The 24,484-nt window shown below is 48.5% G+C and carries 26 protein-coding genes; 16 read left to right on the top strand and 10 right to left on the bottom strand.

The genetic code is table 11. The features are described 5' to 3' along the window. The coding region (locus DK507_RS03360; RefSeq protein WP_162558871.1) for an integrase core domain-containing protein at positions 1–317 on the top strand (317 nt) is incomplete at its 5' end. Between the two features lie 659 nt (positions 318–976). On the opposite strand, the gene DK507_RS03350 is transcribed toward DK507_RS03360, so the two are convergent. The 3 genes from DK507_RS03350 to DK507_RS03340 form a co-directional block, all read right to left on the bottom strand. Then, a complete protein-coding gene (locus tag DK507_RS03350) occupies positions 977–1,279 on the bottom strand; it encodes an excalibur calcium-binding domain-containing protein (RefSeq protein WP_109354769.1) in 303 nt (100 codons plus the stop codon). A 183-nt stretch (positions 1,280–1,462) separates the two neighbouring features. Then, a complete protein-coding gene (locus DK507_RS03345) occupies positions 1,463–1,987 on the bottom strand; it encodes a hypothetical protein (protein ID WP_109354768.1) in 525 nt (174 codons plus the stop codon). Further along, positions 1,980–2,534, bottom strand: coding sequence for a hypothetical protein (locus DK507_RS03340; protein WP_109354766.1), 555 nt, complete (start codon positions 2,532–2,534; stop codon positions 1,980–1,982). The genes DK507_RS03345 and DK507_RS03340 overlap by 8 nt, the downstream gene beginning before the upstream one ends. A 121-nt stretch (positions 2,535–2,655) precedes the next feature. Between DK507_RS03340 and DK507_RS18015 the strand changes: the two genes are divergently transcribed. From DK507_RS18015 to DK507_RS03325, 3 genes are all read left to right on the top strand, one after another. Continuing rightward, complete coding sequence (locus tag DK507_RS18015) at positions 2,656–3,123, top strand: hypothetical protein (protein WP_254054237.1); 468 nt, start codon at positions 2,656–2,658, stop codon at positions 3,121–3,123. Positions 3,124–3,508: 385 nt separating this feature from the next. Beyond that, a complete protein-coding gene (locus tag DK507_RS03330; RefSeq protein ID WP_162558870.1) occupies positions 3,509–4,591 on the top strand; it encodes a hypothetical protein in 1,083 nt (360 codons plus the stop codon). 346 nt (positions 4,592–4,937) lie between these two features. Continuing rightward, the gene (locus DK507_RS03325) at positions 4,938–6,731 is read left to right on the top strand and encodes a recombinase family protein (protein WP_109354762.1); all 1,794 of its coding nucleotides are present in this window, start codon (positions 4,938–4,940) and stop codon (positions 6,729–6,731) included. Positions 6,732–6,895: 164 nt separating this feature from the next. Here the strand turns inward: DK507_RS03325 and DK507_RS03320 are convergent, their stop codons facing one another. Further along, entirely contained in the window at positions 6,896–9,106 is a 2,211-nt protein-coding gene (locus DK507_RS03320) for an ATP-binding protein (RefSeq protein WP_109354761.1), read from the bottom strand. A 202-nt stretch (positions 9,107–9,308) separates the two neighbouring features. Here DK507_RS03320 and DK507_RS03315 point away from each other — a divergent pair, with 202 nt between their 5' ends. Beyond that, positions 9,309–10,838 (top strand): DUF6883 domain-containing protein, encoded by a 1,530-nt coding sequence (locus tag DK507_RS03315; protein WP_109354760.1) that lies wholly within the window; start codon positions 9,309–9,311, stop codon positions 10,836–10,838. A gap of 140 nt (positions 10,839–10,978) precedes the next feature. Here the strand turns inward: DK507_RS03315 and DK507_RS03310 are convergent, their stop codons facing one another. Beyond that, complete coding sequence (locus tag DK507_RS03310) at positions 10,979–11,185, bottom strand: helix-turn-helix transcriptional regulator (protein WP_109354759.1); 207 nt, start codon at positions 11,183–11,185, stop codon at positions 10,979–10,981. A 71-nt stretch (positions 11,186–11,256) separates the two neighbouring features. Between DK507_RS03310 and DK507_RS03305 the strand changes: the two genes are divergently transcribed. Beyond that, positions 11,257–11,850 carry a hypothetical protein gene (locus tag DK507_RS03305; RefSeq protein ID WP_109354758.1) on the top strand — a complete coding sequence of 198 codons (594 nt, stop codon included), beginning with the start codon at positions 11,257–11,259 and terminating at the stop codon, positions 11,848–11,850. Positions 11,851–11,899: 49 nt separating this feature from the next. Here the strand turns inward: DK507_RS03305 and DK507_RS03300 are convergent, their stop codons facing one another. After that, the gene (locus tag DK507_RS03300) at positions 11,900–12,157 is read right to left on the bottom strand and encodes a helix-turn-helix domain-containing protein (protein WP_109354757.1); all 258 of its coding nucleotides are present in this window, start codon (positions 12,155–12,157) and stop codon (positions 11,900–11,902) included. Between the two features lie 94 nt (positions 12,158–12,251). Here DK507_RS03300 and DK507_RS03295 point away from each other — a divergent pair, with 94 nt between their 5' ends. The 4 genes from DK507_RS03295 (at position 12,252) to DK507_RS03280 (ending at position 15,700) form a co-directional block, all read left to right on the top strand. After that, complete coding sequence (locus tag DK507_RS03295) at positions 12,252–13,196, top strand: hypothetical protein (protein WP_162558869.1); 945 nt, start codon at positions 12,252–12,254, stop codon at positions 13,194–13,196. Between the two features lie 333 nt (positions 13,197–13,529). Next, positions 13,530–14,846 (top strand): DNA methyltransferase, encoded by a 1,317-nt coding sequence (locus DK507_RS03290; protein WP_109354752.1) that lies wholly within the window; start codon positions 13,530–13,532, stop codon positions 14,844–14,846. After that, positions 14,839–15,309, top strand: a complete 471-nt coding sequence (locus tag DK507_RS03285; protein ID WP_109354751.1) for a DUF5681 domain-containing protein — start codon at positions 14,839–14,841, stop codon at positions 15,307–15,309. Before DK507_RS03290 ends, DK507_RS03285 begins: the two co-directional genes overlap by 8 nt. After that, positions 15,302–15,700, top strand: coding sequence for a DUF5681 domain-containing protein (locus DK507_RS03280; protein ID WP_109354750.1), 399 nt, complete (start codon positions 15,302–15,304; stop codon positions 15,698–15,700). Before DK507_RS03285 ends, DK507_RS03280 begins: the two co-directional genes overlap by 8 nt. A 125-nt stretch (positions 15,701–15,825) precedes the next feature. On the opposite strand, the gene DK507_RS03275 is transcribed toward DK507_RS03280, so the two are convergent. Genes DK507_RS03275 through DK507_RS03265 form a run of 3 tightly spaced genes read right to left on the bottom strand, consistent with a single transcriptional unit; the run spans position 15,826 to position 19,362 of the window. Beyond that, the gene (locus tag DK507_RS03275; protein WP_216822324.1) at positions 15,826–17,472 is read right to left on the bottom strand and encodes an alpha/beta hydrolase-fold protein; all 1,647 of its coding nucleotides are present in this window, start codon (positions 17,470–17,472) and stop codon (positions 15,826–15,828) included. Positions 17,473–17,487: 15 nt separating this feature from the next. Beyond that, positions 17,488–18,708: a serine hydrolase gene (locus tag DK507_RS03270; RefSeq protein ID WP_109354749.1), complete on the bottom strand. Its 1,221-nt coding sequence runs from the start codon at positions 18,706–18,708 to the stop codon at positions 17,488–17,490. Positions 18,709–18,756: 48 nt separating this feature from the next. After that, entirely contained in the window at positions 18,757–19,362 is a 606-nt protein-coding gene (locus DK507_RS03265) for a hypothetical protein (RefSeq protein WP_109354748.1), read from the bottom strand. 222 nt (positions 19,363–19,584) lie between these two features. Here DK507_RS03265 and DK507_RS03260 point away from each other — a divergent pair, with 222 nt between their 5' ends. The 6 genes from DK507_RS03260 (at position 19,585) to DK507_RS03235 (ending at position 23,912) form a co-directional block, all read left to right on the top strand. Continuing rightward, positions 19,585–20,718 (top strand): hypothetical protein, encoded by a 1,134-nt coding sequence (locus DK507_RS03260; protein WP_109354747.1) that lies wholly within the window; start codon positions 19,585–19,587, stop codon positions 20,716–20,718. A gap of 135 nt (positions 20,719–20,853) precedes the next feature. After that, the gene (locus tag DK507_RS03255) at positions 20,854–21,558 is read left to right on the top strand and encodes an RNA polymerase sigma factor (protein ID WP_162558868.1); all 705 of its coding nucleotides are present in this window, start codon (positions 20,854–20,856) and stop codon (positions 21,556–21,558) included. Then, on the top strand, positions 21,555–22,136 hold the full coding sequence (locus DK507_RS03250; protein WP_109354745.1) for a ferritin-like domain-containing protein: 582 nt from the start codon (positions 21,555–21,557) through the stop codon (positions 22,134–22,136). Before DK507_RS03255 ends, DK507_RS03250 begins: the two co-directional genes overlap by 4 nt. Positions 22,137–22,171: 35 nt before the next feature. After that, positions 22,172–22,660 carry a cytochrome c family protein gene (locus DK507_RS03245; protein ID WP_109354744.1) on the top strand — a complete coding sequence of 163 codons (489 nt, stop codon included), beginning with the start codon at positions 22,172–22,174 and terminating at the stop codon, positions 22,658–22,660. A 56-nt stretch (positions 22,661–22,716) separates the two neighbouring features. Continuing rightward, the gene (gene folE, locus DK507_RS03240; protein WP_367889545.1) at positions 22,717–23,340 is read left to right on the top strand and encodes a GTP cyclohydrolase I FolE; all 624 of its coding nucleotides are present in this window, start codon (positions 22,717–22,719) and stop codon (positions 23,338–23,340) included. 71 nt (positions 23,341–23,411) lie between these two features. Beyond that, positions 23,412–23,912 (top strand): hypothetical protein, encoded by a 501-nt coding sequence (locus DK507_RS03235; protein WP_109354742.1) that lies wholly within the window; start codon positions 23,412–23,414, stop codon positions 23,910–23,912. 109 nt (positions 23,913–24,021) lie between these two features. Here the strand turns inward: DK507_RS03235 and DK507_RS03230 are convergent, their stop codons facing one another. Beyond that, positions 24,022–24,480 carry a DUF2231 domain-containing protein gene (locus DK507_RS03230; RefSeq protein WP_109354741.1) on the bottom strand — a complete coding sequence of 153 codons (459 nt, stop codon included), beginning with the start codon at positions 24,478–24,480 and terminating at the stop codon, positions 24,022–24,024. Positions 24,481–24,484 lie beyond the last annotated feature (4 nt).

Raw genomic sequence — 24,484 nt, 5'->3', positions numbered from 1 at the left:
GGCTCAAGGATCGAAAGATGCGCCATGTTCGCGGTGCACCGTTCCATCCCCAGACACAGGGCAAGATCGAGCGCTGGCACCAGACCTTGAAGAACCGCATCCTGCTGGAAAACTATTATCTACCCGGTGATCTGGAAAAGCAGGTCGAGGCGTTCGTCGAGCATTACAATCACGAGCGTTATCATGAGAGCCTCAATAACGTAACACCTGCAGATGCCTACTTCGGCAGAGCTCAATCCATCATCAAACAAAGAGAAAGGATCAAACAACTCACATTTAGAAAACGACGCTTGCTTCACAGCAAGCTGGCAGCTTAATATCGACCAACCAGATGGTGCCAAACTCTCACCAAAGTGAATGACACATCTGTCTCATTTTATCTGACGACTGACACTGACTCTCTAGCAACGGTGATCGCCCCAATAACGCATCCACTTCTTTGCATGTCCACTTTTTACCATGGCGCATGACAGGTCTCCTGCGCTTGAAGAAACGCACCAAGCTGCAGTTCTTTTACCGCCAGCACTTCCAACAGAAACACATTTGAGCGGTGGGCCTTCAACAATGATATGGCCATGTTCGCTTTTACCAGTTGGCTTACCTACAAAGCTAACCAGCGTATCCCTTGCTTGCTCCGCACTGGCATTGGGGCATGGATGACCGTTGGAACATGATCCGTCCATTTCCCTTGCTGCAATGCCTAATAGTCGAACTCTTGGGCCTTCTGCGCACCATATGGGGCCGTCACCATCCCAAACTCTAACAGGTGTACAAGTGAATGACTGCCCAGCGGCAACCAGTGCAAGAAATTGAACTAACATTGGTATGGCCTATCAGATAATTCAGCCATCCGTTACCCAACCGTATATCGGCCAAGCAACTATGAGACCCAGAAATGCCATCGCCGTCACAATGAACAGGGTGTCTTTGAGCTTCTTTCTGGCATCAAGCGACATTTCTATTCGATACTTCGATTTTACTCGCACCCGATACCATCCCTGTCTCTGTCCAGATGTGTGCCATAGCCTGGCTGGCCGCGACGGACGGGTGCCGCACCGGCGTTTCGAGCCGCGGTACAATTTGGGTAATAAGTGGATTCGTTGGAACGCTTGACTGCCTGAGGCCTCGTACTGCCCCTATGACAATGGCGGCCGCCATTTTTTCGATCATTGTGACAGCCATCAGCGGCGGTCCTACCCCCATGAGCGGAAGCGTTTTGACCTCCCGCCAAAGGAAGTATCGAAATTGCAAAGCTGAAAATGAGTAAATTGAAACGCATATACTCCCCCTGTGAGGGATCATGACTCACAAAAGTTAAAGAGTCGAATTGCGATTAAAAATGGCCGGAACAGTCAAACAAGCTTCCGCTGTTCACTTATATTCAGCCATTATATCTATTCGATATCCGCGTTCGAGATATCTTGGATAGTCCCAGATTCTTATTTGATTATAAGAACATCATTTAGTTGCCAGACAAACGCAGTGTGGCAGCCGAAGTCAAATAGCCACTTAGCTCGGTTCCCTTTTTAATATTGGCGCTTTTCCCTGTAACCACAAAGGCAAGCGTCCCAATTGCAATCGCTGCAAGAACGGTTTCAGTCGTCCCTCCCTTGCCGCGTGCACCGATAGTTCCCTGCAACCTCAAAGTTCTGTTTTCCAGTTCTGCATATAGCAACCGCGCTTCCAGTTTGCCTGATCTTCCAAAAGCTCCCTTTTTGGTAGCTTTGACAAGTTCGGCCATAACCCGTGTGTCTTTTGGAATTATCTCTGCACCATCAATTTCTAACGGTTGGGTTGTGAGCAAATGAAACAGGTCGCCCTTAACGTGCGTCTTGGAAGAAATAGCTTCACCCATGACCATTGGAATTTCCGTACCCGCAGGAATTGTAGCAGTCGTAACCGATGCATCCGGAGTTTGAGCGGATACGGGTTCGGCGATCAGCGTAAACAGTCCGGCAATCGCAGATAGCAGCATAAGCTTATTCATCGCGCGGAATCTCAACGTCATCGACTGTGAACGCCGTCATTAGCTCGCCAGCTTTAATCTTGGCATTGTTGCCCTTTGCAAACAAACCAAACGGACCGAGTGCAAGAACACCCATCACTGTCTCTGCCGTTCCGCTCTTTCCCTTGGACGTGGTGCCTCCCGAAATGGAATATTTCGATCCATTGGCTTCAACATAGAGAAGATTAGCAGCCAACTTTCCAGATTTCCCGACATTACCACTGTCATCTGCAGATGTAACCTCTCCCCATGCCGTGGCACCAACGGGAATGACCACCTGTCCGTCAAGCATAACGGGTTTATTCACTCTGAGTTTGAACTTGTGACCAGCCTGATGGCTTTTCGTGGTGACTTCATTGAGAACCATCAGGTGAACGGGAGTGTCAGCTGGAAGTATCCAAGGTGCCCGAACTTCTATCTCAATCTCTTGATCTTCAACTTTTGATGCAGCTTCGACTGGAGCTGTATCCTCCGCTTCAGTCGGAGCTAACGACTGAACCCCCAAAACGAAAACCAATTCAATGATCATATGCTCCCCCGCAATATATTCAGTACTTCTTGGCTCAACATGAAACCAGGGTCAAATAGTCATTGACTTGTCTGTCGTTACATAGAAATTACGCTGCATATTTAACAATGGGGGAATGAATATGAACACCAATCGATTGGCAACATTGCTAGCAGCAGGCTTTTTTCTGGCTGTCCAACCAATGGCGGTAAATGCAGGTGAAAAAACAGACTTTATTGTGGTCAATGAAGAGATGGGTGTTCCTGTTTTCCCGTATGATATTACGGACAAACCTTACAAGATTGTTGGGCCAGTCAGAGCAGGCGTGCGTAAGGCAACCATCTTCAGCAAAGAACCTTCGCAACAAAAAATATACAATGAGCTTTGGGAACGCGGGGAAAAAATGGGCGCAGATGCAGTGGTCAACGCAACCTACGGCGACAGCCACATCACTGCTATGAGTTGGGGCAAAACCAACGCCCTGGCCTTCGCAGTGAAATTTTTGACCGCAGAAGAAATTGCGGCGGGCGAAACAGGCGAGACGGCCATAAGCCCATCTGAATATACGAAAGAGATGTTCAAGAACGCCAACAAGAAGCCTAAGAAATAGACTGAGCCTAAGTGTTGAGAGTTTAAGATGGCCGGGGTGACTGCCTCGGCCATTCATTTTCAGTCTATCGCAAGTATTGTCCGCTTTGGATGCAAAGTCGACATTGAGTGAAAAGCTCAACGGTCTTGGTCCGCTAGCGCGGGATGAAAGCAAAACTCGGTCAAACTGATCCATTATGGCTGTAATTCTGATCTTCTCTGTCCGAAATTGTAAATGCGAGTGCGTTGCTTAATCCATTGAATTGTCCCATGTTTAAGCGTCGCGCTTCGAAACTGGATTAGTAGAATTTTACTAGGGGCATAGTAAAATGTCGAAATCGGATGTTTTTTCCGGCTCGAGTCATCGGGTCAGTTCTTTAAATCGTTCAGACGATTCCATTAGATTGATGGAATTTGGAAAGCGTGAAGCAGCATCGCTGTTAACGCACTTGCTGGATTGTGTTGTCGACCTAACCGGCTGCTCTGACGCCATGCTCGTCGCGTGGACGGATGGTCGTGCAGACATAATTTCATCTGTTGGCGTTCCACTATCTGCCAGACTGCGATGGAATGAGTTTGATCTGGGTACGAAATGGCAGCGCCAGATCGTCAATGAATTTGAAGTCCAGGACGCTCTCAATGATCCGTGGCTGCAGGATGAGAAATTCATTCAAGATGTGGCCAAATGGCGTTATGTTGCCAATTCACCTTTGCTTACAAGCTGGTCAGACACGATCTTTACAATCATGTGTTGTGATCCTGTCCCGGGCAAGATGCGCGAACAGGGCTTTCGTTTGAAGATCCTATCCCGGCTGGCGGACGTTTGTGCGAACGAGCTATCGCTGTTGCTGGATTTTTCAAATTTGATGGATGATGTGGAATTGGATAAAATTGATTCCTCTTCATCCGCCTTTTTTCAGGATAACGGTCAGGAATTTGTGCGGGAAATTGACGATAGGAACATAGTCAGCGACTTTTTAATGAACACGTTGATCAATGACCGGCGATTGTTGAGGCGCAAGGAAATAGAATATCTGGCGGTCTATAAATGGCGCAAAACGATCAAAGCGGAACAAATAAAAGCGATGCGAGCCATTAAAGCTTATGGCTCTACAAATCTTGAGCAGCAAATGGCCGTTGATTTGGCGCAGGCAACAACCCGTTTGCACGGAACGGACACAGTTAAGATAGTGACAAATGTACCGTGTGGACATAGCGGAAAAAAATGTCTGATCAGTAGAGTAGCACCATTAGTCGCCGAACAACTTGATCTCCCCTACTCGCAAACTTTCGCCTCTCTTCCCTCAGCGGGTAGCTCTCATCCAAAGACCAACCTTTCTCGACCACGCATGCGGCTCATCAAGAAACCTAGCGTCCCAATCCTGCTGCTGGACGACATAGCTACGTCCGGGCGACATATTGAGGAGGCCGCGACTTTGTTGCGTAAATACTCATCGACTGTATTGCCTATAGTGTGGTTGGCTGGTTGAAGGTCCGATTTCGGGATATTGTAGACATGAGAAGAACCCAACTGAAATTCATGCGAACGTGGTAAAGCAGTTCGCTTTCCAAATTGCTCTCCTCTCTTCATCGAATGGCTTGGTTCTGATCCGTTCCCAAAGTCAAGATCACCAGGTAAACATCTGAGACAATCACGCTTCGGAATGATGTTGACCAACCAAGAATTGGCTGGCCGATGGGAGTCCGACCAAGGGCCCCACTTCATCGGGACAAGGATCAAGCCTATCACCATTTTCGGGCTTACATTTCAGAAAACCGTAATGTTGTTTATTTATGGCTTACGGGAGTTGAGGTAGAACCCAATAGGGTGGTTTTGTGGAAAGCGAAGAAGCCAAGCCAATCGTCCGCTGTGCAATTTACACTCGCAAAAGCACGGAAGAGGGACTCGATCGGGAAGTCAATTCTCTGGAAGCCCAACGCGATACCTGCTCAGCGTATATTCGCAGTCAACGTCACCGAGGATGGGTGGAGCTTGCCGAACAATATGATGATGGAGGGCGATCAGGAGCAAATCTCTCCCGCCCCGCCCTTCAAAAGCTGATGGCTCATATTGAGGATGGACGCATTGATGTTGTTGTTATCTACAAAATCGATCGTTTATCGCGTTCGTTGCTGGATTTTGTTCGGTTGATTGACACCTTCCAGCGATTCGACGTTGCTTTTGTCAGTATTACCCAAGCGTTTGACACATCCGATAGTATGGGCCGTTTGGTTCTAAATGTACTTTTGACATTCGCGCAATTTGAACGAGAGCTGATGGCAGATCGCATCAGGGATAAGTTTGCGGTTCTCAAGCGCAAAGGAAAATGGACCGGAGGCAGAGCACCCTTCGGCTATGACAAAGTCGATAAAAAATTGGTAATATTTGAGCCAGAAGCAAAGATCGTCCGTGACATCTACGAACGTTACCCCAAGGCTAGGTCAGGCAACAGTCTGCTACAACAATTGCGCGCCGAAGGCGTCCACAACAAGGTTCGAATAACACAGGCTGGTCGCGCTGAGGGAGGACATTTGTTCGGTCCCGGAATATTGCACCGGGTTCTCACAAACCCCCTTTATCTGGGTAAAGTCGACTATGACGGTCAATGGTATGAGGGCGAACATGATGCAATTGTAACGCAAGCCCAATGGGATCGCGTTCAGACAAGAAGAGCGGAACGACACGAGTGTCAAATTCCCAGAAGACGCACAAGCGCTATGCTTCAAGGAATTCTATTTGATACCTATAATCGCAGAATGCACCCTGAGCTTGTCGAGAGAAAAGAGAAGCGATTTCGATATTATGCAACGGAACTTTCTCGCGAAGGTAAACGTCAGCGACTAAAGGTGGTCAGAACCGGTGCCGATGAAGTTGAAGCCTTGGCTGTGGCGGCGATCCGTGGACTGTTGGTTGACCGTCCAGCATTATCCGACGCAATTTCTGCTTTGGGCCAGTATGACGGCAAGACCTCTATGCTGTTGGGCAAAGGCCGTCAGATAGCGATCAAGCTGGGCAGTCTCGATCCACAGGCCGTTAACTCAGTGGTGCGAACAATTGTCAAGCGGGCTGAACTGGATCGAGAACGGTTACGTCTCTTTGTTTCCTGCTTTGAACTAAGCCGATTGTTGGATTGGGATGCAGTGGGCTTGTTCAAGGCTGGCGGGCAAATACCTACACGATTGCAGTCGAGAACATATCCATTAGATGCTCCTGCTGCGATTGTGCGCGAAGCAAGACAGGTTTGTTTGCCAATTGCAGTTGCATCCAACGCTTCAATGACAGACCCCAATCAGAAACTATTGAAACTGCTGGATGACGCCAGGGATGCACAAGCGGCCGTTTACGCGAACCGTGAAATGACGTTTGACCAAATTGCTCGTCAACAGGGTCACGCTCCGGCTGCCTTTTCGAGATTGGTTCGTCTAAATTACCTAGCACCAGATATTGTGACAGCCATTATAGATGGGACCCATCCACCAGGACTGAAAAGGAGTGAGTTTCTAAAAATGCCAGTGCCGCTAGATTGGTCACAACAGCGGTTGGTGTTTGGCTTTCCGGCACAACCGCCTGATGGTCAAATGATGAGAAACACCGCGAGGGGTCATGCACCGCGACGAAGCGAGTTATAAGAAGATCTAGACGCTAGGCGATTAGTATCAGCTTTGGGGATAAAGCAGGCTCCACCACCCCTTCAACATAAGATGAATTATCAACCGTTCCCCAAAGTCCGCTTTGCGCTCCAACACCAGCCATTCATATCTGCCTTTGCCGAACCCAAAGCAGTCATTGAGGATTATGCGATTTCATCGTCACCCTCAACTTCGCCCACGCCAGGAATCACCGCAGGTGCAGGCTCTCGCGGCGGATTGGCGGGACGAAACCTCGCACGGAAAGCGTCCTGATCGTTTAGTTTGATTAGTACCGGGTTTTCGCACGAAGACGCCTTCCCGAAAACCACTGCGTGGCGCGGCTGCAGCGAAGGAAGTACGGCTGCGTAGTCCGATCCAATATAGTTACCTAGGAAGTCCTTGCCTGTGTCATCAAAGGTCCGCATGGCGAAGATGGTGTTGCATTGGTTGAGGATTGTCTTTGTCACGTTGGCCGTTCGCTGTGTGATGAGCAAGCAACCGAGTCCGTACTTCCGACCTTGAAGGATAGCTCGAGCACTCGTCGCTGTGGCCATCTTGTCGCCTTCAGCTGCGACTGAATTCCACTCTGGAACTAGCGAGTGGGCCTCTTCGTAAACTAGGCAAAGACGCGCTTCGTCGGTCATCCCGAGTTCTTGCGACACAAACAACGCCGCATCAGAAAAGATTGCGGTGATTTCAGACGGCGTTAGGTGAGCTAGGTCTGCGTTGCCCTGATACATCCCAGACACCTGTTTCGTCACGCGAAACTGAGCTGGATTGATCACCCACAAATAATGGTCGTCGGCGGGAGCCATGAATTCTCGCATTTTCCCGTACACAGCTTGTTTGAAGCGGTGTCTTGAGCCTCCTTGCTCCTTGTTCTGATGTGCGACGCCACCTTGCCCAGCCGCCGCAAGTGCATCACGCCGGACTTGCTCGTGGGCTGGGTCAATAAAGTCCCCGAGGAGGTCATCATATTGATTGGTCAAGTCGAGGCAGACCACCTTAATGCCCTGCGCAATCATTCGCTCGACTAGCTCAATTGCAAGATAGCTCTTTCCCACACCGAGAATGCCGAGGATCGCTGTGTTGTGTGTTACGCACTCAGATGAATTGAGACGGACACCATATGGAGTGTCCGGGAAGTGTCCTATGCAGTCGTCTACTGGGCCATCTTCGGGCTCCTCGAGCAAAAAAACTGGGGCATTCATTCGAGGCATCCAAGGCACATGGCAAAACCGCCGACCGTCATTGTCCCAAGTGCCAATCTTGCGGGCCTTTGCCCGCGCATAACCGTACTTGTTCTTCTGTTGGACAACTTCATCACGGGTTACACCGTCCACCACCTGATAAATTACACTCTGGTTGTCCCCGATCCGCGCTTCAACTAGTGAACCCTCAGCCAACCCAGCCTCGTTGATGACCTCAAACTGCAGGTACTCTGGGATCGTTTCCGTATCTACAATTCCGCATAAGCGGTCGATCCATTGGAGCGCCCGAATGTCAGCCTTATCTTCGTCAGTTACTGTGATAGACACCGCCATGCTATCCGCAGCATAAGTGTTGACATCGTGTAGTGCTGCAAGGCGATTGGGTAGCGATGTGGTGAGAACTCTAAGAAGATTGCCTTCATCGCGCCCGACGTAATTGAGGGCTACACCTAACTGAAGTGGACCGTGCTGGTCAGAGAGTACCATTGGTGTTCCTTGGGCAATTGTGCGCGCCTCGGCCTGTCGAACTAGGACTATTCCGGGCGACTGGTGCGCTGCCACCGAGCCGATTAGGTCAGCTCGATCGATAGGCTTCGGCCGGTTCAGGAACCACAGGCCGTACTTGAATAACGCCTCCACCGGACGGAAAACTGTAATGATTAAGAATGTGACAAGGATCGCAAATACTTCCACCTGGGCATCACGATGGAATAGCCATGCCGCAGATGCGATGAGGACACCGAATAGGATGTTAGGGCTCCCTAAGCTGACTACAGCTCGTTCAAAAACTCGCCAAGTTGTTGACGGCTCGTCACTCAAGGGAGGGCGGAAAATCAACAAGAGGATGGAGACTAGTGAGACGGTTGCGCAAAAACCGATGGTCGTTCCGAGCACATAGGCATCGGTTGACCAAGGGGATACTGATGGCAGAGCGGAGACCAACGCCAACAGTGCTGTTACGCCGTTGATGAAAGCACCCGAAGGTGGTGTGAAATACGGATTAATTATACGGCTGCCGAAAAGTAGGCTGGCGATCCCACCATATAACCAAATGGCGTTCTCGTTCGGCTTCAATCCCGTATCTATGAGTGAAAACTGAACGAGGAGCAAAGCGAAGATGTAAAGTACTAAAGCAACTGCCCTAATTTTTACCTCAGGAATCAAGATTTTTCTCCCAATTTACTGACTCTTGACATGCATTTTGCGAGGCAGCAAGCCTAGGGAAAACTTTACTTGTTTGTAATTAGGCCATAATTTGACGACTTGGTGTAATTATTTGTTGTGATCGCATAGTCCATCAATCGATCCAGAGTTGACCAACTATCAATTAGCGGGTTTTGCAGAATGTATAATGTAAGCAGAGATTATGACCGCGTTCTTATTTAATGAAGATCACCCTGACATGGGTTCCATATTTGGCCCCAAGTGTGCCGCGCCAATAATCAAGGTGATTGAGAATACACCAAGTGCTCCCGCGTTAAGGCTCCTGAGAGGCGGACTTTTGCATCACCGATACTGCTATGAACTTACTGAAATCGAACTCAGCACAAAGGACGACCGCGTTGGAAAGCTGGGTGTGAGTTCATCATCGCAGTCCTATTCTCCTAGCAAAGATCGTCTGATGAGTATCATCTGTGATTTGGCCGAGACAATGGCTGAGTGCGGTTCCAGTATGCCGGTTGAACAGATTCAAAATATGCTTGGGAAGATGAATGTCTGGGTCGTCGCAATACCAGACTTAACGCCCGATCTGAGAAGCCAATGCGAGCAGGCTTTGCAAGCCTTCGGCCCATTCTTAGGTTGGGTGGAAGTAAACTGGGACAACCCAATTCATCACGATCTATTTGCAGAGTCGCTATTCCGAGACATGTTCGTGAGTGGACAGGGCCTTTATTGTCAAACTGATTGGCCTGTTGGTTCTATAGACTGGGAAGACGATGAAGCGATGGCCGCTGCGTACCAGTCTAAGAACACCGCGGTTTTGTTGAGCCCCGAACAATTCGAAGCGCAAGCACCACCTATGCCTTCGATGGGAACAATTGATGAGCGTGGACGCCTCTCAGTTTCTAGGATGGTTGGAGAAGAACCACACCACCGTGAGAAGGTTGGAAGACAACTCGCCGGCGCTTCCAGTGCAGCGGTTGGCGGCTTTGTAAATTTCAAAACAACGAAGCCAGACGGAGGGTTGGAGTTCACTGTACCGGAACAAAAGCTGACTGCTTATCTTTTGAATCTCGATCATCCAAAAGGTGGAGCCAAAGCACAGTTCTTCAAAGACAAATTGGATATATCAAAAGAGGACTGGCGGTACCTTGCAGACCAATTCTGTCAAGCTGGGCAGCATGCAGAACTCTATCGTCTCGACGTGACTGGCTATGGCGTAATGCATGGGGCTCTAGCCCTAATAACCGGCCGAAACGGGCAATGCGCAGTTGTTGAAACGGGTTGGAAATTGGGAGAAGATGGACCTGCCCAGTTCATAACCGCTTATCCGGGAGATGAAACCGAGGCTGCATACTTAGAACCTGTGGTTGGGCGGGTGCCTTCTCTGGATTGCCTACCTCCCCAGCGTTGGCAGCAAATCCATGAGCTAGCACATAGCGAAGGTATGAAGCGGGCCGAAGCCAAACAGCCGACACCCATGGTTTTGGAAAAATATGGCACCATCTGGGAAGGGATGTGCGGTTTTGGCTGGGTCTTTCTTCCCGATGCACGCAAGCCATTTCCCAAATGGGCGCTTGAGAACAAGTTAGGCTACCCATCCCGGCCCGGCGTCCACATCAGTTCGAAAGTCATAACCCAGTCAATCGACAAGAATTTCTCATATGCTCAAGGTTACGCTGAGGTCCTTAAAGCCAATGGCATTGATTGCGAGGCGCAGAGTCGGCTGGATTAGGGCCACATCTCAATCATTCGTTACCACCTCCGTCCAAGCCAAATCAACCTATCGAGTATCCTAAGCTGGTTGTCCGCATTATCACGATTTGCGGCCCAAAGCTGACCTTCGGCAAACGGCCCAAAAGCGGACATTCGCTACTAGGGCGCAACAAGCTCCAAATGCGCTACTTTTAGCGCCATGGCAAGTTCATAGATGGTCACAATGGTCGGATTGCGCTTTCCGCGCTCAAGATCAGAAATATACTGCTGAGAGAGCCCTGATAGCTCACTGAGCTGCTCTTGTGTCAGCCCTTTTTCCTTCCGGATCCGACTGACATTGTCACCAACAAGTTTTCGCATATCCATGCAAGAAACCATTGGCTTGTCTGGGTGCTCTTGTTTATCAACTATAGTATGTAAATAGTTGGAGATAACAAATGGCTGATAGCAAGGTGACAAAAGCCCTTACCGAAGGAATGCAGATCCCGTGCCCCAAATGCATGGAGCCGATGAACATAGTGGGGCAGCGTTGTCCGAACTGTCAGTTTGAGTTTTCTGAAGAAGAGGTAAGGGCAAATATTGCTTCCAAGAAAGCCATTCCAAAAGGCTGCCTGACCGTATTCGGGGTACTCGCCGCCATAGTTGTCGTCATAATTCTGGTGGCAGTTGTAGTCGGGCCGGATCAGAAAGCTGTTGCAGAAAATCCTGCCAAAAAAGAACCAGCTGCTGAAAAACCTGCTGCCACAAGAAGCGGAAAAATCAGTGCAGGGGAGGAATATACATGGAATCAGGTCGCCAAAGAAGTTGTGGGCAAGAAGCTCCGCGATCCGGATTCTGCAATATATTCCGATATGAAAGTCTATCCGGGAACTGAAGATAGATCGACAATCATTTGTGGCTACGTAAACTCCAAAAATGCATTTGGCGGTATGACCGGTAGGCAGAGATTTATCGCAGGCGGTACTGTTATGTTGGAGGAACAATTTACGAAACAGCAAATGAATATTGCCTGGAACAGATTCTGTAGGTGAGGGTGGCCCATCAAGCTAAATAGTTACCGAGCGGTTTTATGTGAGACCTTTACCTGTCTCGACTGTGTACCCGCTCAATTTCTGCATGATCAGTTTTCTGAAGGCCTTCAAGCAATTCGCTGACGGTTAGGCCCATAGCTGTCGCCAGTGTATGAACGGAATTAATCGTTGCATTTTTTATGCCGCGTTCAATGCTCGAGATGAATGTTCGGTGCAAGTCAGCACGATCGGCAAGCTCTTCCTGGCTCCAACCTCTTTGTCTGCGTTGTTCCCGAACAAGCAGGCCAACTCGCTTCTTGATTTCCATGTGTATCAAGAACCGTGATGCGGCCTATTAATCTACAGTCTACTCATCTCATTTTCAACTTGACTGTTGGTAGGTTGCATGGCTGTACACAGTCATGAATGAGATTAATAGACTACAATTCAATCCTATCTCTCCAAGAGAGGTGAGGTACATCAAGTTGGGGCCAAATAACGCATGGGCTGCATCAAGTTTCCAGAATAATCGCATTGAATTCGGACATGGCGCTGTCCCTCATGAGTACGCTGCAGCAGGTGATTGGGATCGTGTCCGTGCTTGCTGGGGTGGCGAGATTTCAAAGGGAAAAACCAGCGATTATCTGCGCGAAGTCAATGATTTCTATACATTGGGATCAGGCTGCCTTTGGATAACTTTCGCTGATGGCCGATTATATTGGGCATTTGCCGAACCAGATGTTATTCTCAATGACAGGACGTCTGAAGCTATTGGTTCTCGGCATAGGCGGGTTATTGGTTCATGGCAGTGTGTTGACAGGTTTGGAAAAACACTCTGCATGGATGATATTTCGTCCAAACTCACCAAGACTGCGGCCTATCGCCAGACGATCTGTCGTGTCGATGCCAAAGACTATGCGCTACGCCTCATAAATGGTGAAGAGAATCCTGAACTGAAGATAGCTAAAGCAGCCCAATCCGACTTCGTGGCCGCGCTATGCCCACTGATACAATCACTTCATCAAAATGATTTCGAGTTACTGATTGACTTGTTGTTCAGCCGACTGGGCTGGGTCCGCATCTCTGGCATTGGCGGCAATCAAAAAGACACAGACTTTGTTCTGGAACAACCGGCAACCAAAATGCGTGCCCTGGTTCAGGTAAAATCGGCAGCAGATCAGAGCGTTTTAGACAAGTGTGAGAGGCAGTTTTCTAATATGCCGGGGGATATTGGTTTCTTCGTCTGCCATTCGCCAACTGATAAGCTTCAGGCGCGCGGTGATCTCAATATCTGGCAGGGATTTGAGCTAGCAGAACGGGTTGCTGAAGCTGGTCTAATTGATTGGATCTTCGCGCGTGCATGTTAAAGCTGCCTAAGCCGTTGTTGGCATTTTCAAACCGAAGGAATTTTGACGCAAATGTAAACTAAGGCTTTATTTTTGTTTGCATTTTTCTGTTTCATATATTATATCTCAAATATCACAAAGATGTCTTGACCCATCTAGGTCAGCGTAGATGTCTGTTCCGTGATCTTATGTGTTGTTCTTTCTGTGACTGAGCAACAAATGCCTTTCTGTGACTGGCATATAAAGCATTCACAAATCGACAATTGAGCCGGTGCTGCCCTGTTGCGCGTGATCGTGCTAAGCGGTTCGCGCACAATTCAGTGGCCTGGCAACGAAACCTTTTTGGAGTTTGTCATGAAAGACATATCAAATATTATAGCCCGTCAAGTCACAGGCCTCAAACCCGCCAAGCGCAATGCGCGTACCCATTCGCCGGCGCAGATTAGACAAATCGCTGCCAGCATGGAGCAATTTGGATTTACCAATCCTGTTCTGATTGATGCAAACGGCCAGATAATTGCAGGTCACAGCCGCGTTGAAGCCGCCAAGCTGCTGGACATATCGGAAGTCCCAACGCTTTGCCTCGATCATCTAAGCGAAGCGCAGGTGCGAGCTTATGTCATTGCAGACAACAAACTTGCAGAAAATGCAGGTTGGGATCCTGATATTCTGGCGCTCGAGTTCCAATATCTCGACTGCCTGGATCTTGATTTTGAACTCACCATCACAGGCTTTGAAATGGCCGAGATTGACGGGATGCTCGTGATTGAGCCGGAGACGGAAGAACCGGATGTTCCGGAAATATCCGATGGCCCAGCGGTGACGCGGCCAGGCGATTTGTGGACCATTGGAAAGCATCGCCTCTATTGCGGTGATGCTACGCATAGACAATCTTTCGACGCACTGTTTGAAGGTTCCAATCCGGCGCAGATGGTCTTTACCGATCCACCTTATAATGTACCTATTTCAGGACATGTTTGCGGTCTGGGCACCGTCCAGCACCGTGAGTTTGACATGGCATCGGGCGAAATGACCGAACAGCAATTTGAAGATTTCCTGAAATCAGCGCTTGGTCATGTTGCTGCCGCGTCAATTGATGGCTCAATCCACTATGTTTGTATGGACTGGAGGCATATGACCGAGCTGCTGTCAGCTGGAAGTACTTCCTATGATGAGCTCAAAAACCTGTGTGTCTGGACCAAGACCAACGGCGGCATGGGTTCGCTTTATAGATCACAGCATGAGCTGGTATTCGTTTACAAAAAAGGCACGGCCCCGCACATCAACAATGTGGAGCTCGGCAAACATGGGCGGAACCGGACCAATGTTTGGCAATATCAGGGCATTAATAGCTTCGGTGACAGCCGGGATGAAGATCTAGCCACGCATCCCACGGTCAAGCCGATAGCAATGGCCGAAGATGCCATATTGGATTGTTCCAAACGTGGCGGGATCATTCTGGATGCCTTTGCCGGCAGTGGGACCACGCTGGTCGCGGCGCATCGAGCTAGCCGTGTCGGATATGGCCTGGAGGTAGATCCTGCCTATTGCGATGTAATTGTTCGACGCATGCAGGAAGAAACAGGTGAGGCGGCTGTACTGCACGGCACCGGTGAGACTTTTAATGCCCGCGCTGAAGTGGCTGATGAGAAGGAATTGGCCGATGCCTAAAGAATATGATGTGGGCTACAAAAAACCGCCAAAGCACAGTCAGTTCCAAAAAGGAGAGAGTGGTAATCCTTACGGCCGCCCTAAAAAACGCAAACAGGAGCCGGTTCATGATCCAAGTATGATTTTGGCGGAACCGGTGACGGTTAAATCCAATGGTAAGACGAAGAATCTATCGGCGCTGGAAGCTGGTTTACGTAAAAAGACCCAGGAAGCGCTAAAGACTACATCGACGCGGAAACTCCTGAAGGCGATCGAAATGTTCGATCAAGCAGGCTTGGTAAAGCGACCTAATGATAAGAAACATCATTCCGTTCTGCGCATACCGCGGCGATATGACAGCCAAGAGTTCATGGAAAGATTCCAGAAGGAAGGGCCGCCGCCCTGGGATGGACCGGATGATGGCTTGCCGATGGATGAATCGCAAACCGATCCTATTTCAAAATATGGAGTATCCCATGACTGATAAAGACAGTGATCAAAGCTCAGCGGGTTACGGCAAGCCCCCTAAAGACCGACAGTTTGCACCTGGCAATAGCGGCAACCCCAGAGGTCGACCGAAAGGGGCAAACAACAAGGCTACCATATTACGCGAGATTGCCGACGAAGAGCACCGCGTGACCATTGGCGGTGAAACCAAGCAGGTAAAAACCATCGATCTATTGTTCATGCGATTGCGCGAACTGGCGATGAAAGGTGATGAGAAGGCACTTGATGCCTACACGGATTGGTTAGACCGCTTTGAGCTCGAATCGCAATCCACTTGGTCATGCGGGCTGCTGTTAGGTGAGGGCTTTTACGGCCCGGGTGATACCACACTCACAGTTGAACAGGTGGATGGCACCACCTCCACTTGAACTATACCGTGTTCAGAGCACCACTGCTGTCCAAAACACCTCCAGTATTATTGGATCGTTACTCTTCTGATTCCCATTTTGCTCCCTTAGTGGACATGACCGCTTCCTTCCGATTCGGACGGTATTTATTTGGGTTTTAGGTCCTCGATAACGCTGGCATTAACCCAGAAGATGTCGACATTTCTATATTTATCTGAGGTAATATCTCGCTGGAAGAAAAGGTATTTTCCATCAGGAGTCACCCTTGCCCCGAATTCTCCAGCCACTGTGTTAATAGTATCGCCCATCTTAATTGCTTCGCCCCAAGAACCATCAGGCTTTCGGAAACTGATAAAAAGATCGGCGTTCCGAACAGGGCTATCTCTTTGACCATCCCAGATAATGTAGCTCTCATCCGGAGCAATAAAAGGGTGCGCATTCCATCTTCCGGTATTGATTTCTTTTGGGAGCGGTTTCGGGTCTTCACGTTTTCCATCCAGCTTTCGCGAATAACGAAGAACACCATTGCCGTCTCTGGTTGCTTCATCAAAAACATAAGTGCCCTTGGATGAAGTAGTAAGTCGCATAATGCGTATCTCTTCGAAAGGAGAGCCCAAGCTTTTTAATTCGGACCATCCGGTCTTGGTGCGTTCTTTGTACCGCTTGCCCAGATGCATGACTTTTCCATCAGGAGAGATGAATGGCTGGCCGACTCGGGGCGATATCACTGCTTCCTGCCATCGGTTGTTTTCATTTGTAAAAACAACAAATTCCTGTGCTCCGCTCAGCCCATTCTCTCTAATATAGTAAAACTCATTCATATCGGGCGTGAAGACACCTCCAACTTCCCAACCTTTTGTAGAAACAATACCCGGCGCAAAGACTTCGGGCGTCAGACCAGGAGGCTTTTGTCCGAGATACCGGCCTGGATCGCTACTTCGTTCTGATAGCCACCTTATGCCTCGTATAACGGTCTCCGGAAATGCGGAGCCATGGTTAGAGTCATCGATGATTGTCAACCCAGCAAAATTTAAGCCCGAGTTTCCCTTTTGCCGAAAGGCCGAACCCAGACTTTTGGTGCGGTCCATCTTATCTTTTTCTAGCTCTCCGATGGATAGAAAGACACCTGTATTTGGTGGATATTGAATGGAATTCAATTCGGTTTCTAACATTTCCAACCGCGCCATAGCTGCCGAATTGAGGGCAGGACTGCCAATAATATAGTTATCGAAACTGCCCGGTTTGGCCAAAAGGATATACGCACCAAACACTCCGCCTAGTGAGTAGCCAAAATACGTGCGTTCCCCCGGTTTTGTGCGATAACTGCTTTCCACATATTGAATAACATCATCGCGAATAAACGAAAGATGCCTTGCCGCCTGTCCAAATTGATATTTGTCTTGAAGTTCAGAGTTTCTTGACTTGACTATCGAGTAGTCCCGAAACCGGCTTTCGTGGGCCGTTTCGCCTCCTAGGTTTTGCTGCCATGATATCCCAACCAGAATAACTTCCGGCATCAAATATTCGGTAGCACCGGACAACATTTCCATATGCCAGACAGCATCTGTGGCGTAGATTACTGGATATTTCGTATCAGTGTTTTTTGCGTAGTCTTCCGGCAATTTTATGTAGAGTTCATATTGCCTATCGGCACCGCTATCGTGGATTGGTACTACCTGTGTTCGCGGCATGTCATATGGTTTTTGTTCGTTTGCCTGCGCAGTCGCAAACGGAAATAGAAGCAAGAAAATCCCTAGGAAGCACTTTTTAAATCTCATAACATCACCCATCATAGTTTTGATTCATGCTCAATTCGTAAAAGCTGGCAATACCCTCTCGGCCACCATTTGCATCGTGTTGAATTCATTGTCATGGGCTGTGGCCACAACCACCAAATCAAGTTCATCAATCGCAATGATGAACTGTCCAAATGCACCCTGAGCAGATGCCGTAGAATAGATTTTGCCACCGACTTTCATGTCGGTCTGCCACAAATAATAGCCGTAACCAGGATTAGAAATGTTATCGCCGTTAAAGAAGGCACCCTCATCGCTGACTTGGGTAATCCTCGAGGCCGCTTTGGCGACAAACGCTTCAGAAATCAGTTGTTCACCATTCCATTTACCTTTGCTCATGACCAGAGTGCCCCATTTTACCATATTGCGAGATGTCATGCCTGACCCATTGCCGCTTCTTGGCAGTCCGCCGATGGCGGTCCGCCAACTGTATTTTGCGATGCCCAGTTTATCGAGAAGTTCGGTTTTGATAAAATCGTTGGCTGTGCCGGGTACGGCCGCATCAAGGACCTGCATGACCATCATGGGGTCTATCCCATTGTAATCAAAACTTTGAGAATCCGAACTAATGGGCGCACTATGCTCAAGGTAAGCTTGAATCATCTCCAGGGTTGTTAAGCGGTTGGCATTTGCTTCAAGCTCCTCGGTTTTCTCTTTACTGACGCGAATACCCGAGCGCATCGTCATTGCCTGATTAAGGGTGATTTTTTCAGCACCTGGGGCAAATTTTGAGGAATCCAGATCCTTCAGAAAACCTACTAACGGTTTATCCAAGTCAGCCATGGTCAGATAACCCATTTCTATAGCACGACCAATCGCCATGCTGGTGTAGGATTTGGTTGCGGACGCTTGGGGGTGAGGCAGATCAATACGGCCGCGCAAGTAGTAAGACTCAAACAAAAGCTTACCTTTGTGGGTGATCAGCAGGCTATCAAATTTGCCAAGCTTACCGTCAGCAATCTCCTGTGCCAGATTGACAATCATGTCTTTGTTGCCGCCATCGACACCAAGCTCACCAACGACAAGCCCATCTTTTTTGCTGATCGGGGTTGTATCGATATAGGCATTTTTAAATGTAGGAATGGCGAAAAATCGACCTTCGGCTTCGCTGGCGACTTCATTGGTGGTAGCCACTGGTGCGAAGTTGTCATTTTCTTCGGCAGCGGCCAAGTCAGCAAAGCCCCACAACAAGGCCATCGCTAGAAAATGTTTGAATTTTGAATTGACAGTCATCCTAATCTCCTAGATTTTCATCCATAGTCACGTCCGCGATGTACGAAATCACCGCTTAAGGACCAACACAGTAGCCGTCATCGAAGGCCGGTGGTCATGGCAATAGATTGAAACTTCACCGGGGTCTGCGGCGAAAAAATCAACCGTTTTCATCGTCCCTCGTGTCACTTCGACCATCTCATTTATTTTTGGCCCCGTTATCAGAATTGAATGTTTGGGGCCGTGAACTCCAACAAAATTCAGCCGAACATGGTCACCAGAGAATACGGTCATCTGAGAGGGAGCAAATACAAAAGACCGCATCTTCCAGCGACCACGATCGTCCGGTGATGTTAGTTGAAGCCCACCACCTTTGGGTAAACGACTATCCGGAAATGGTTCGGGTGGATGTGATTCATCTCCATTAATATTGGCGTTGCCATCAAAATGAACCGAGTGAACGTAAAACTCTTTGACATTGCTTGGTTTTGATGGCTGGACGCCAGCCTGCGCGGGAAGTAGTAGCATTACCGCAGCACTGAAAACGGATAAAATTCGCGGCAATGTATCGCGCATTACATTAATCTCCATGCTTTTACCGTTGATCAAGAGCTCAATTCCAGTTTCAAGTTTGACGACTAGAATTTGAAAAGGTTCCAGCGGATTGGAAAACACTGTTGGCGCCCTATCAATAATCAGAGCGTTTCAGAAATCAGGGCGTTTCAGACCAATCCCCGGCAATGGATGTAATCCGAACACAGTTTTTCCGCCTAGCTCACTCTGATCGTGATTACCCCAATCGAATAAAATTGAAGTACCGCCTTCTAATAAACGAAACTTTTCGGAGTTTTACGCGTCCAACCTGTAGCATCTGAAGAACTTTTAGGATTTGTCCGAATGAACTCTTGTTTGAAAGCTGATCGAGCGGAGCACCAATTCAAAGTGCCACTTTTTGTGAGCGCGGTCGCGCCTTTTCAGCTTCATATCAGAATTGCACAAGGCGAGGAGTTGTTGGCTGATCAAGGTCTCAACGTGATTGATCAACAAAGCAGTATGATCAGCACCGGCTGTGAAATTGAAATTTGCGACACCATGCCTATACGGGTCAAAGGGCAGATAAAGAGTGTCAACAGAACTGGTAATTTTGACGCCACGTTTGTTCCGGTCGATCTGTCGCCGTGGACAGGAATTCTCCGCGATAGAACGTTGGATTTTGGCGCACGGCTGGACCGATACCAAAGCAACATCGCCAAACTTTCGCCAAATTCTACATCATATGAATTTACAATCGAACACAGAGAGCTCCCTGTCCGGGATATGGCTGCACGCGTTGCAAAGGAGTTAGGTGTACCGGTGCCACCAGAACTCTTGGCATTCGTGACACGCAGGGCCATAGTCAATACCGACAGTTACTATGAGGGCCCGGCTAGCAGGTGGCAGTCGGAAAAAGAGAGCGCCAGATGGCCTAGTGTAACTGAGGCAGAAATTGCTGAAGGAACACCCCCTGAATATCTTCCCGCGAAAGGCACCGACGTCCGTGCGTTTTATGATCGCGTGCGTGTGGTTTATGTCAATGTTGGCGATGGGATCGCCTATATTATATGGGACCCGACAGCATGTGAAGATCAGCCAGCGTTTTTTTGGATAGAAGAAGACACTGGTGAAACAATAGCTTTCGAATATTCCGATGGAAAACCAGTAAGCGCACAAGATGCGCTGCTCGCGCCGTTAGATTGGTCGGACCGGTGGGAATATATGCGAACTGAATGGCTCGATGAAGATTGGGCTGAGCAAGATTACTGGCTGGTACAGGCAATCGAAAAAGCTGGCTTTGATCCAGCGGACAAACGCATTCTTCCCTTCGGTATGAGTAATACCCAAGGCCATCTCATAATATATTTCGAACAACGACGTAGACTGCCGCTATTGCGCAAGGTTGTTCCACAGTTTTTTTCAAAAACCAAAGCTGGTGGCCGCGATAAATTGGTCAAAATTGTTGATGAAAGGTCAATTGGTGAATCCAAGGTCTAAAAGATCGGTATGGTAAAAGACCTGATCTACCCGTCTTTTTGCAAGGTACTTTTCGGCGGCGACATGATAATTTGGAAACTCGGGAACCTTTGACAACATATGTCGTCAAACGGGGTGAATACAAAGGATGCCGATATGAATAGTGTTGCGCAGGACTATGAAGAGATGAGTGATATCCAGCTGGCGCAGCGTGCTGCTCTCCGCGATGAGATTGCAGTTACATTGGTTACCAAGCGTAACAATCAACGTATGTTTAGGGCGGCATGGAGTGTTTTGCGAAATCATGCTGATGCCGAAGATGTGGTCCAGGAATCTTATCTGAGGGCATTTCGTTCATTGCAGAGATTTGAAGGAAAATCGTCACTTTCTACATGGCTAACGAGAATAGTATTAAACACGGCAATCGATCGAAAGCGATCCAACGATCGTAAGATGAAGGCGCTCGAAAGTCAGGATATCGCGATCATTGATGCCTATCGATCCAATTATTCATCCAATAGCGAGGCCAGTGATTTGCCAAGTTCTCAGCTAGCCCGCGCTGAACTGTCAAAGTTTTTGAAATCAGCCGTTCGGCGTTTGCCGGATCCGTATCGGACAGTTTTTGTTTTTAGGGATATTGAAGGCATGTCCATTACAGAAACTGCTGAAGTAATGGAAATTCCCCCTGCCACAGTAAAAACCCGCCTGTTTCGTGCAAGACGCTTGCTGCGAAAAGACATCGAAGCAGAATTCGGTGACGTTTTTGACGATACAATAACGTTTGCTGGAGTCGACTGTGAGGCCATGACCACCCGAATTGTCGGTGAAATTTGCCCCCATAAAACTGGAGAAGAAGAATGACTGCAAGTGAACTTACAATGCCCTCGCGCCGTGCATTAATTGGCGGGGCTAGCAAGACGCTATCCGTTGCCGGACTGGCCATGATCGTCAGCGGTTGCTCATATGCCGCAGCGCCGACCAGCGCAGGTGCTACAAGCCAGGATGTCGAAATACTGAATGCAGCAATAGCGTTGGAGCATGAAGGAATAGCGGCATATCAAATAGCTGCCACAAGCGGTTTACTGCAACCTGCGGTTGTTGAAATTGGAGTTACGTTCCAAGGCCATCACAAAGGCCACCGTGACCTACTTATCAAAGCGGTGGAGCAGCTTGGCGGAACAGCAACAGAGGAGCAATCTCAAGATCATTATGTAGAGGCTCTCGGCGTTGCTTCTTTAAAAAATCAAGAGGATGTTTTGCGTCTTGCATTAAAACTCGAGCGCGGTGCAGCGAACGCCTATCTTGGACTGATACCGTCACTCGGGAATGACTTCCACCAAGTGGCAGCGCAAATGGCCGGAGATGAAGCATTTCATGCTGCTATTCTTGCGAGTGCGTTGGGGGAATCAATCCCCAAAGCCCCTCTTATGTTTGGCTAGCTTTCAGAACTTTAGCGCAATTTGGAATAGTAACTATGGGTACCAAAGCAAGCACCTGGGTCGGCATTGGACTGACAACAACAGTGATTGGCGGAATATTGCTGGCTAACGGGTCGCAATCCCAGCAGCAAACCCGCCATGTGGCCGGCAATGTAGCAGAGATAGCTCCCTCCATCCCTTCTCTTGCATTGCCGGTCACCATGGCTGCGGCGTCCAATCATGCCGCTGCTGGAAAGAAACTATATCAGGCCAAATGCGGTGCGTGCCACTCGCTGGATAAAAATAGGGTAGGTCCGCGTCACAGAAATATTGTCGGTAAACGAGCCGGAACTGTATCCGGATTCAGATACAGCAATGCGCTCAAAAAATCCAAACTGACTTGGACGGCTAAAAACCTTGACGCTTGGCTAGCAAACCCATCGAAGCTTGCGCCGGGAACATCAATGGGTTTTCGTCTGACCAAAGCGGATGAACGTTCAGCCATTATTGCATATCTAAAATCAGTGTCTCGCAAGGCCAAATAGAAGTTGGATTGAGCTAGCGAATAAGAAGACCCAACGTGTAAATATGGAGACTTGATGTGGCGCCAACCGCACTAAAAACACCTGCGCAAATTTATAGCAGTAACGAGAATGATGAAAGCCATGTGTCCCGCGCAGAAGCTGAACTGTCTGTTCGACAGCTAATCCGTTGGGCCGGCGATAATCCAGACCGAGAAGGCTTGCTAGAGACGCCAGCGCGAGTGGTAAAAGCATTTGAAGAATGGTTTTCTGGTTATAATCAGGATCCAGCCGAGATCCTGTCGAAGACTTTTGAAGAGGTTGAAGGTTATAACGACCTTGTTCTTCTGCGCGGTGTTCGCCTGGAAAGTTACTGTGAGCATCATATGGCACCAATTATTGGCACAGCACATGTTGCCTATCAGCCTGACTCAAGAGTTGTTGGCATCTCAAAATTGGCGAGATTGGTGGAAGTTTATTCCAAGCGTTTGCAGATTCAGGAAAAACTAACGACCCAAATCGCAAATACGCTCGATGCGGTTCTCAAACCCAAAGGAGTCGCAGTTATGATTTCTGCGGAACATCAATGCATGTCTACACGAGGTGTGCACAAACATGATGTTGACACAATCACCAGCCGGTTCACGGGTTGTTTTGAAACCGATACGGGTCTGCAAAATCGGTTCTTTCAACTTGTTGGATAACAGATCCACTTTTGATGAAATCGTGTTCGGGCGCAGGTCCAAACGATGAAACGCAGAGTAAGAGGAACAATATGAAACAGTTTTTAAACCTAATCGCAGCATCATCAATCGCAATGTCTGGGGTATCGTTCGCGCAAGCGCAGCAGAGCTTGAAGGCTTTAGCTATCGGAACAATTGTAATTCCGGCCGATACAATCGTAGTTGTTACGCCAATCGAGGAAATTACTTCCAAAAAGATGAAAGAAGGAACGAAGCGGAATTTCCGTGTTGCCGAAGCCGTCACTAGCAATGGCGTGACTGTTATTCCGCTCAACGCTCCTGTTGAAGGAACCGTAACATGGCGCACGGGCAAAGGTATTTTTGGCAAATCAGCAAAGTTTGAAATCACCTTTGACAAAGTTGCAGTCGATGGGACTGAATATGCTTTGCGCGGAAAGCATCGTCAGGAAGGACGTGGTAACACTGCTGCTGCTCTTCTGGTTTCAGGTATCATTACCGGTAAATCAGCAGTTATGGTTCCTGGCCAGCTTATTAATGCATTTGTCTCCAAGGATATTTCGATCAATAACTAAAAATCATCGAAAACGACGCGGTAAATTGGCCGGGTTTTTGCCTAGTCTTTTTACGTCCAATATATGACCTAAGAACAAAGTGATAGGTTCTATTTTTATTCCGGTTCTATTAAGGCGTATCTATATTTTCACATATTCCTCTGTTCACGTTGGCGCTGTGCCCATAGACTAAATCACCCCCGTACCAACCTCCGATCATCAAAGTTGCCAAACCTGCAACCGAAAGCCCCACCGGTAGGCCCGTAAGAAAACCCAATTCTCCGTCCTCAAACCTCAATATGACGGCAAAAATATATATACACCAGCTGCATATCATAATGGCAGCATGTCGAACGATATTGTCAAACAGAGTTGATTGTGTTTTGAGCAGTTTCCCAAAATCCCATATCCCAGCCGCAATTGTAAGAACTGCTGTTGCAATGCCAATCACCAGCAAAAGCGTTGAAATTGGCCACAAGGTTTCAGAGTGAATATCTAAGCCGGCTGTAACATCTAAACCAGTACCAATGCCAAGGGCGCCGATCGGGAAATGCGCCAGCGCTGGATGCAATGGGTGCAATTTTATCATCCTT

The organism is Sphingorhabdus sp. EL138 (assembly GCF_900258045.1).
Lineage (GTDB): Bacteria > Pseudomonadota > Alphaproteobacteria > Sphingomonadales > Sphingomonadaceae > Parasphingorhabdus.
This window is presented reverse-complemented; position numbering and strand designations above follow the sequence as displayed.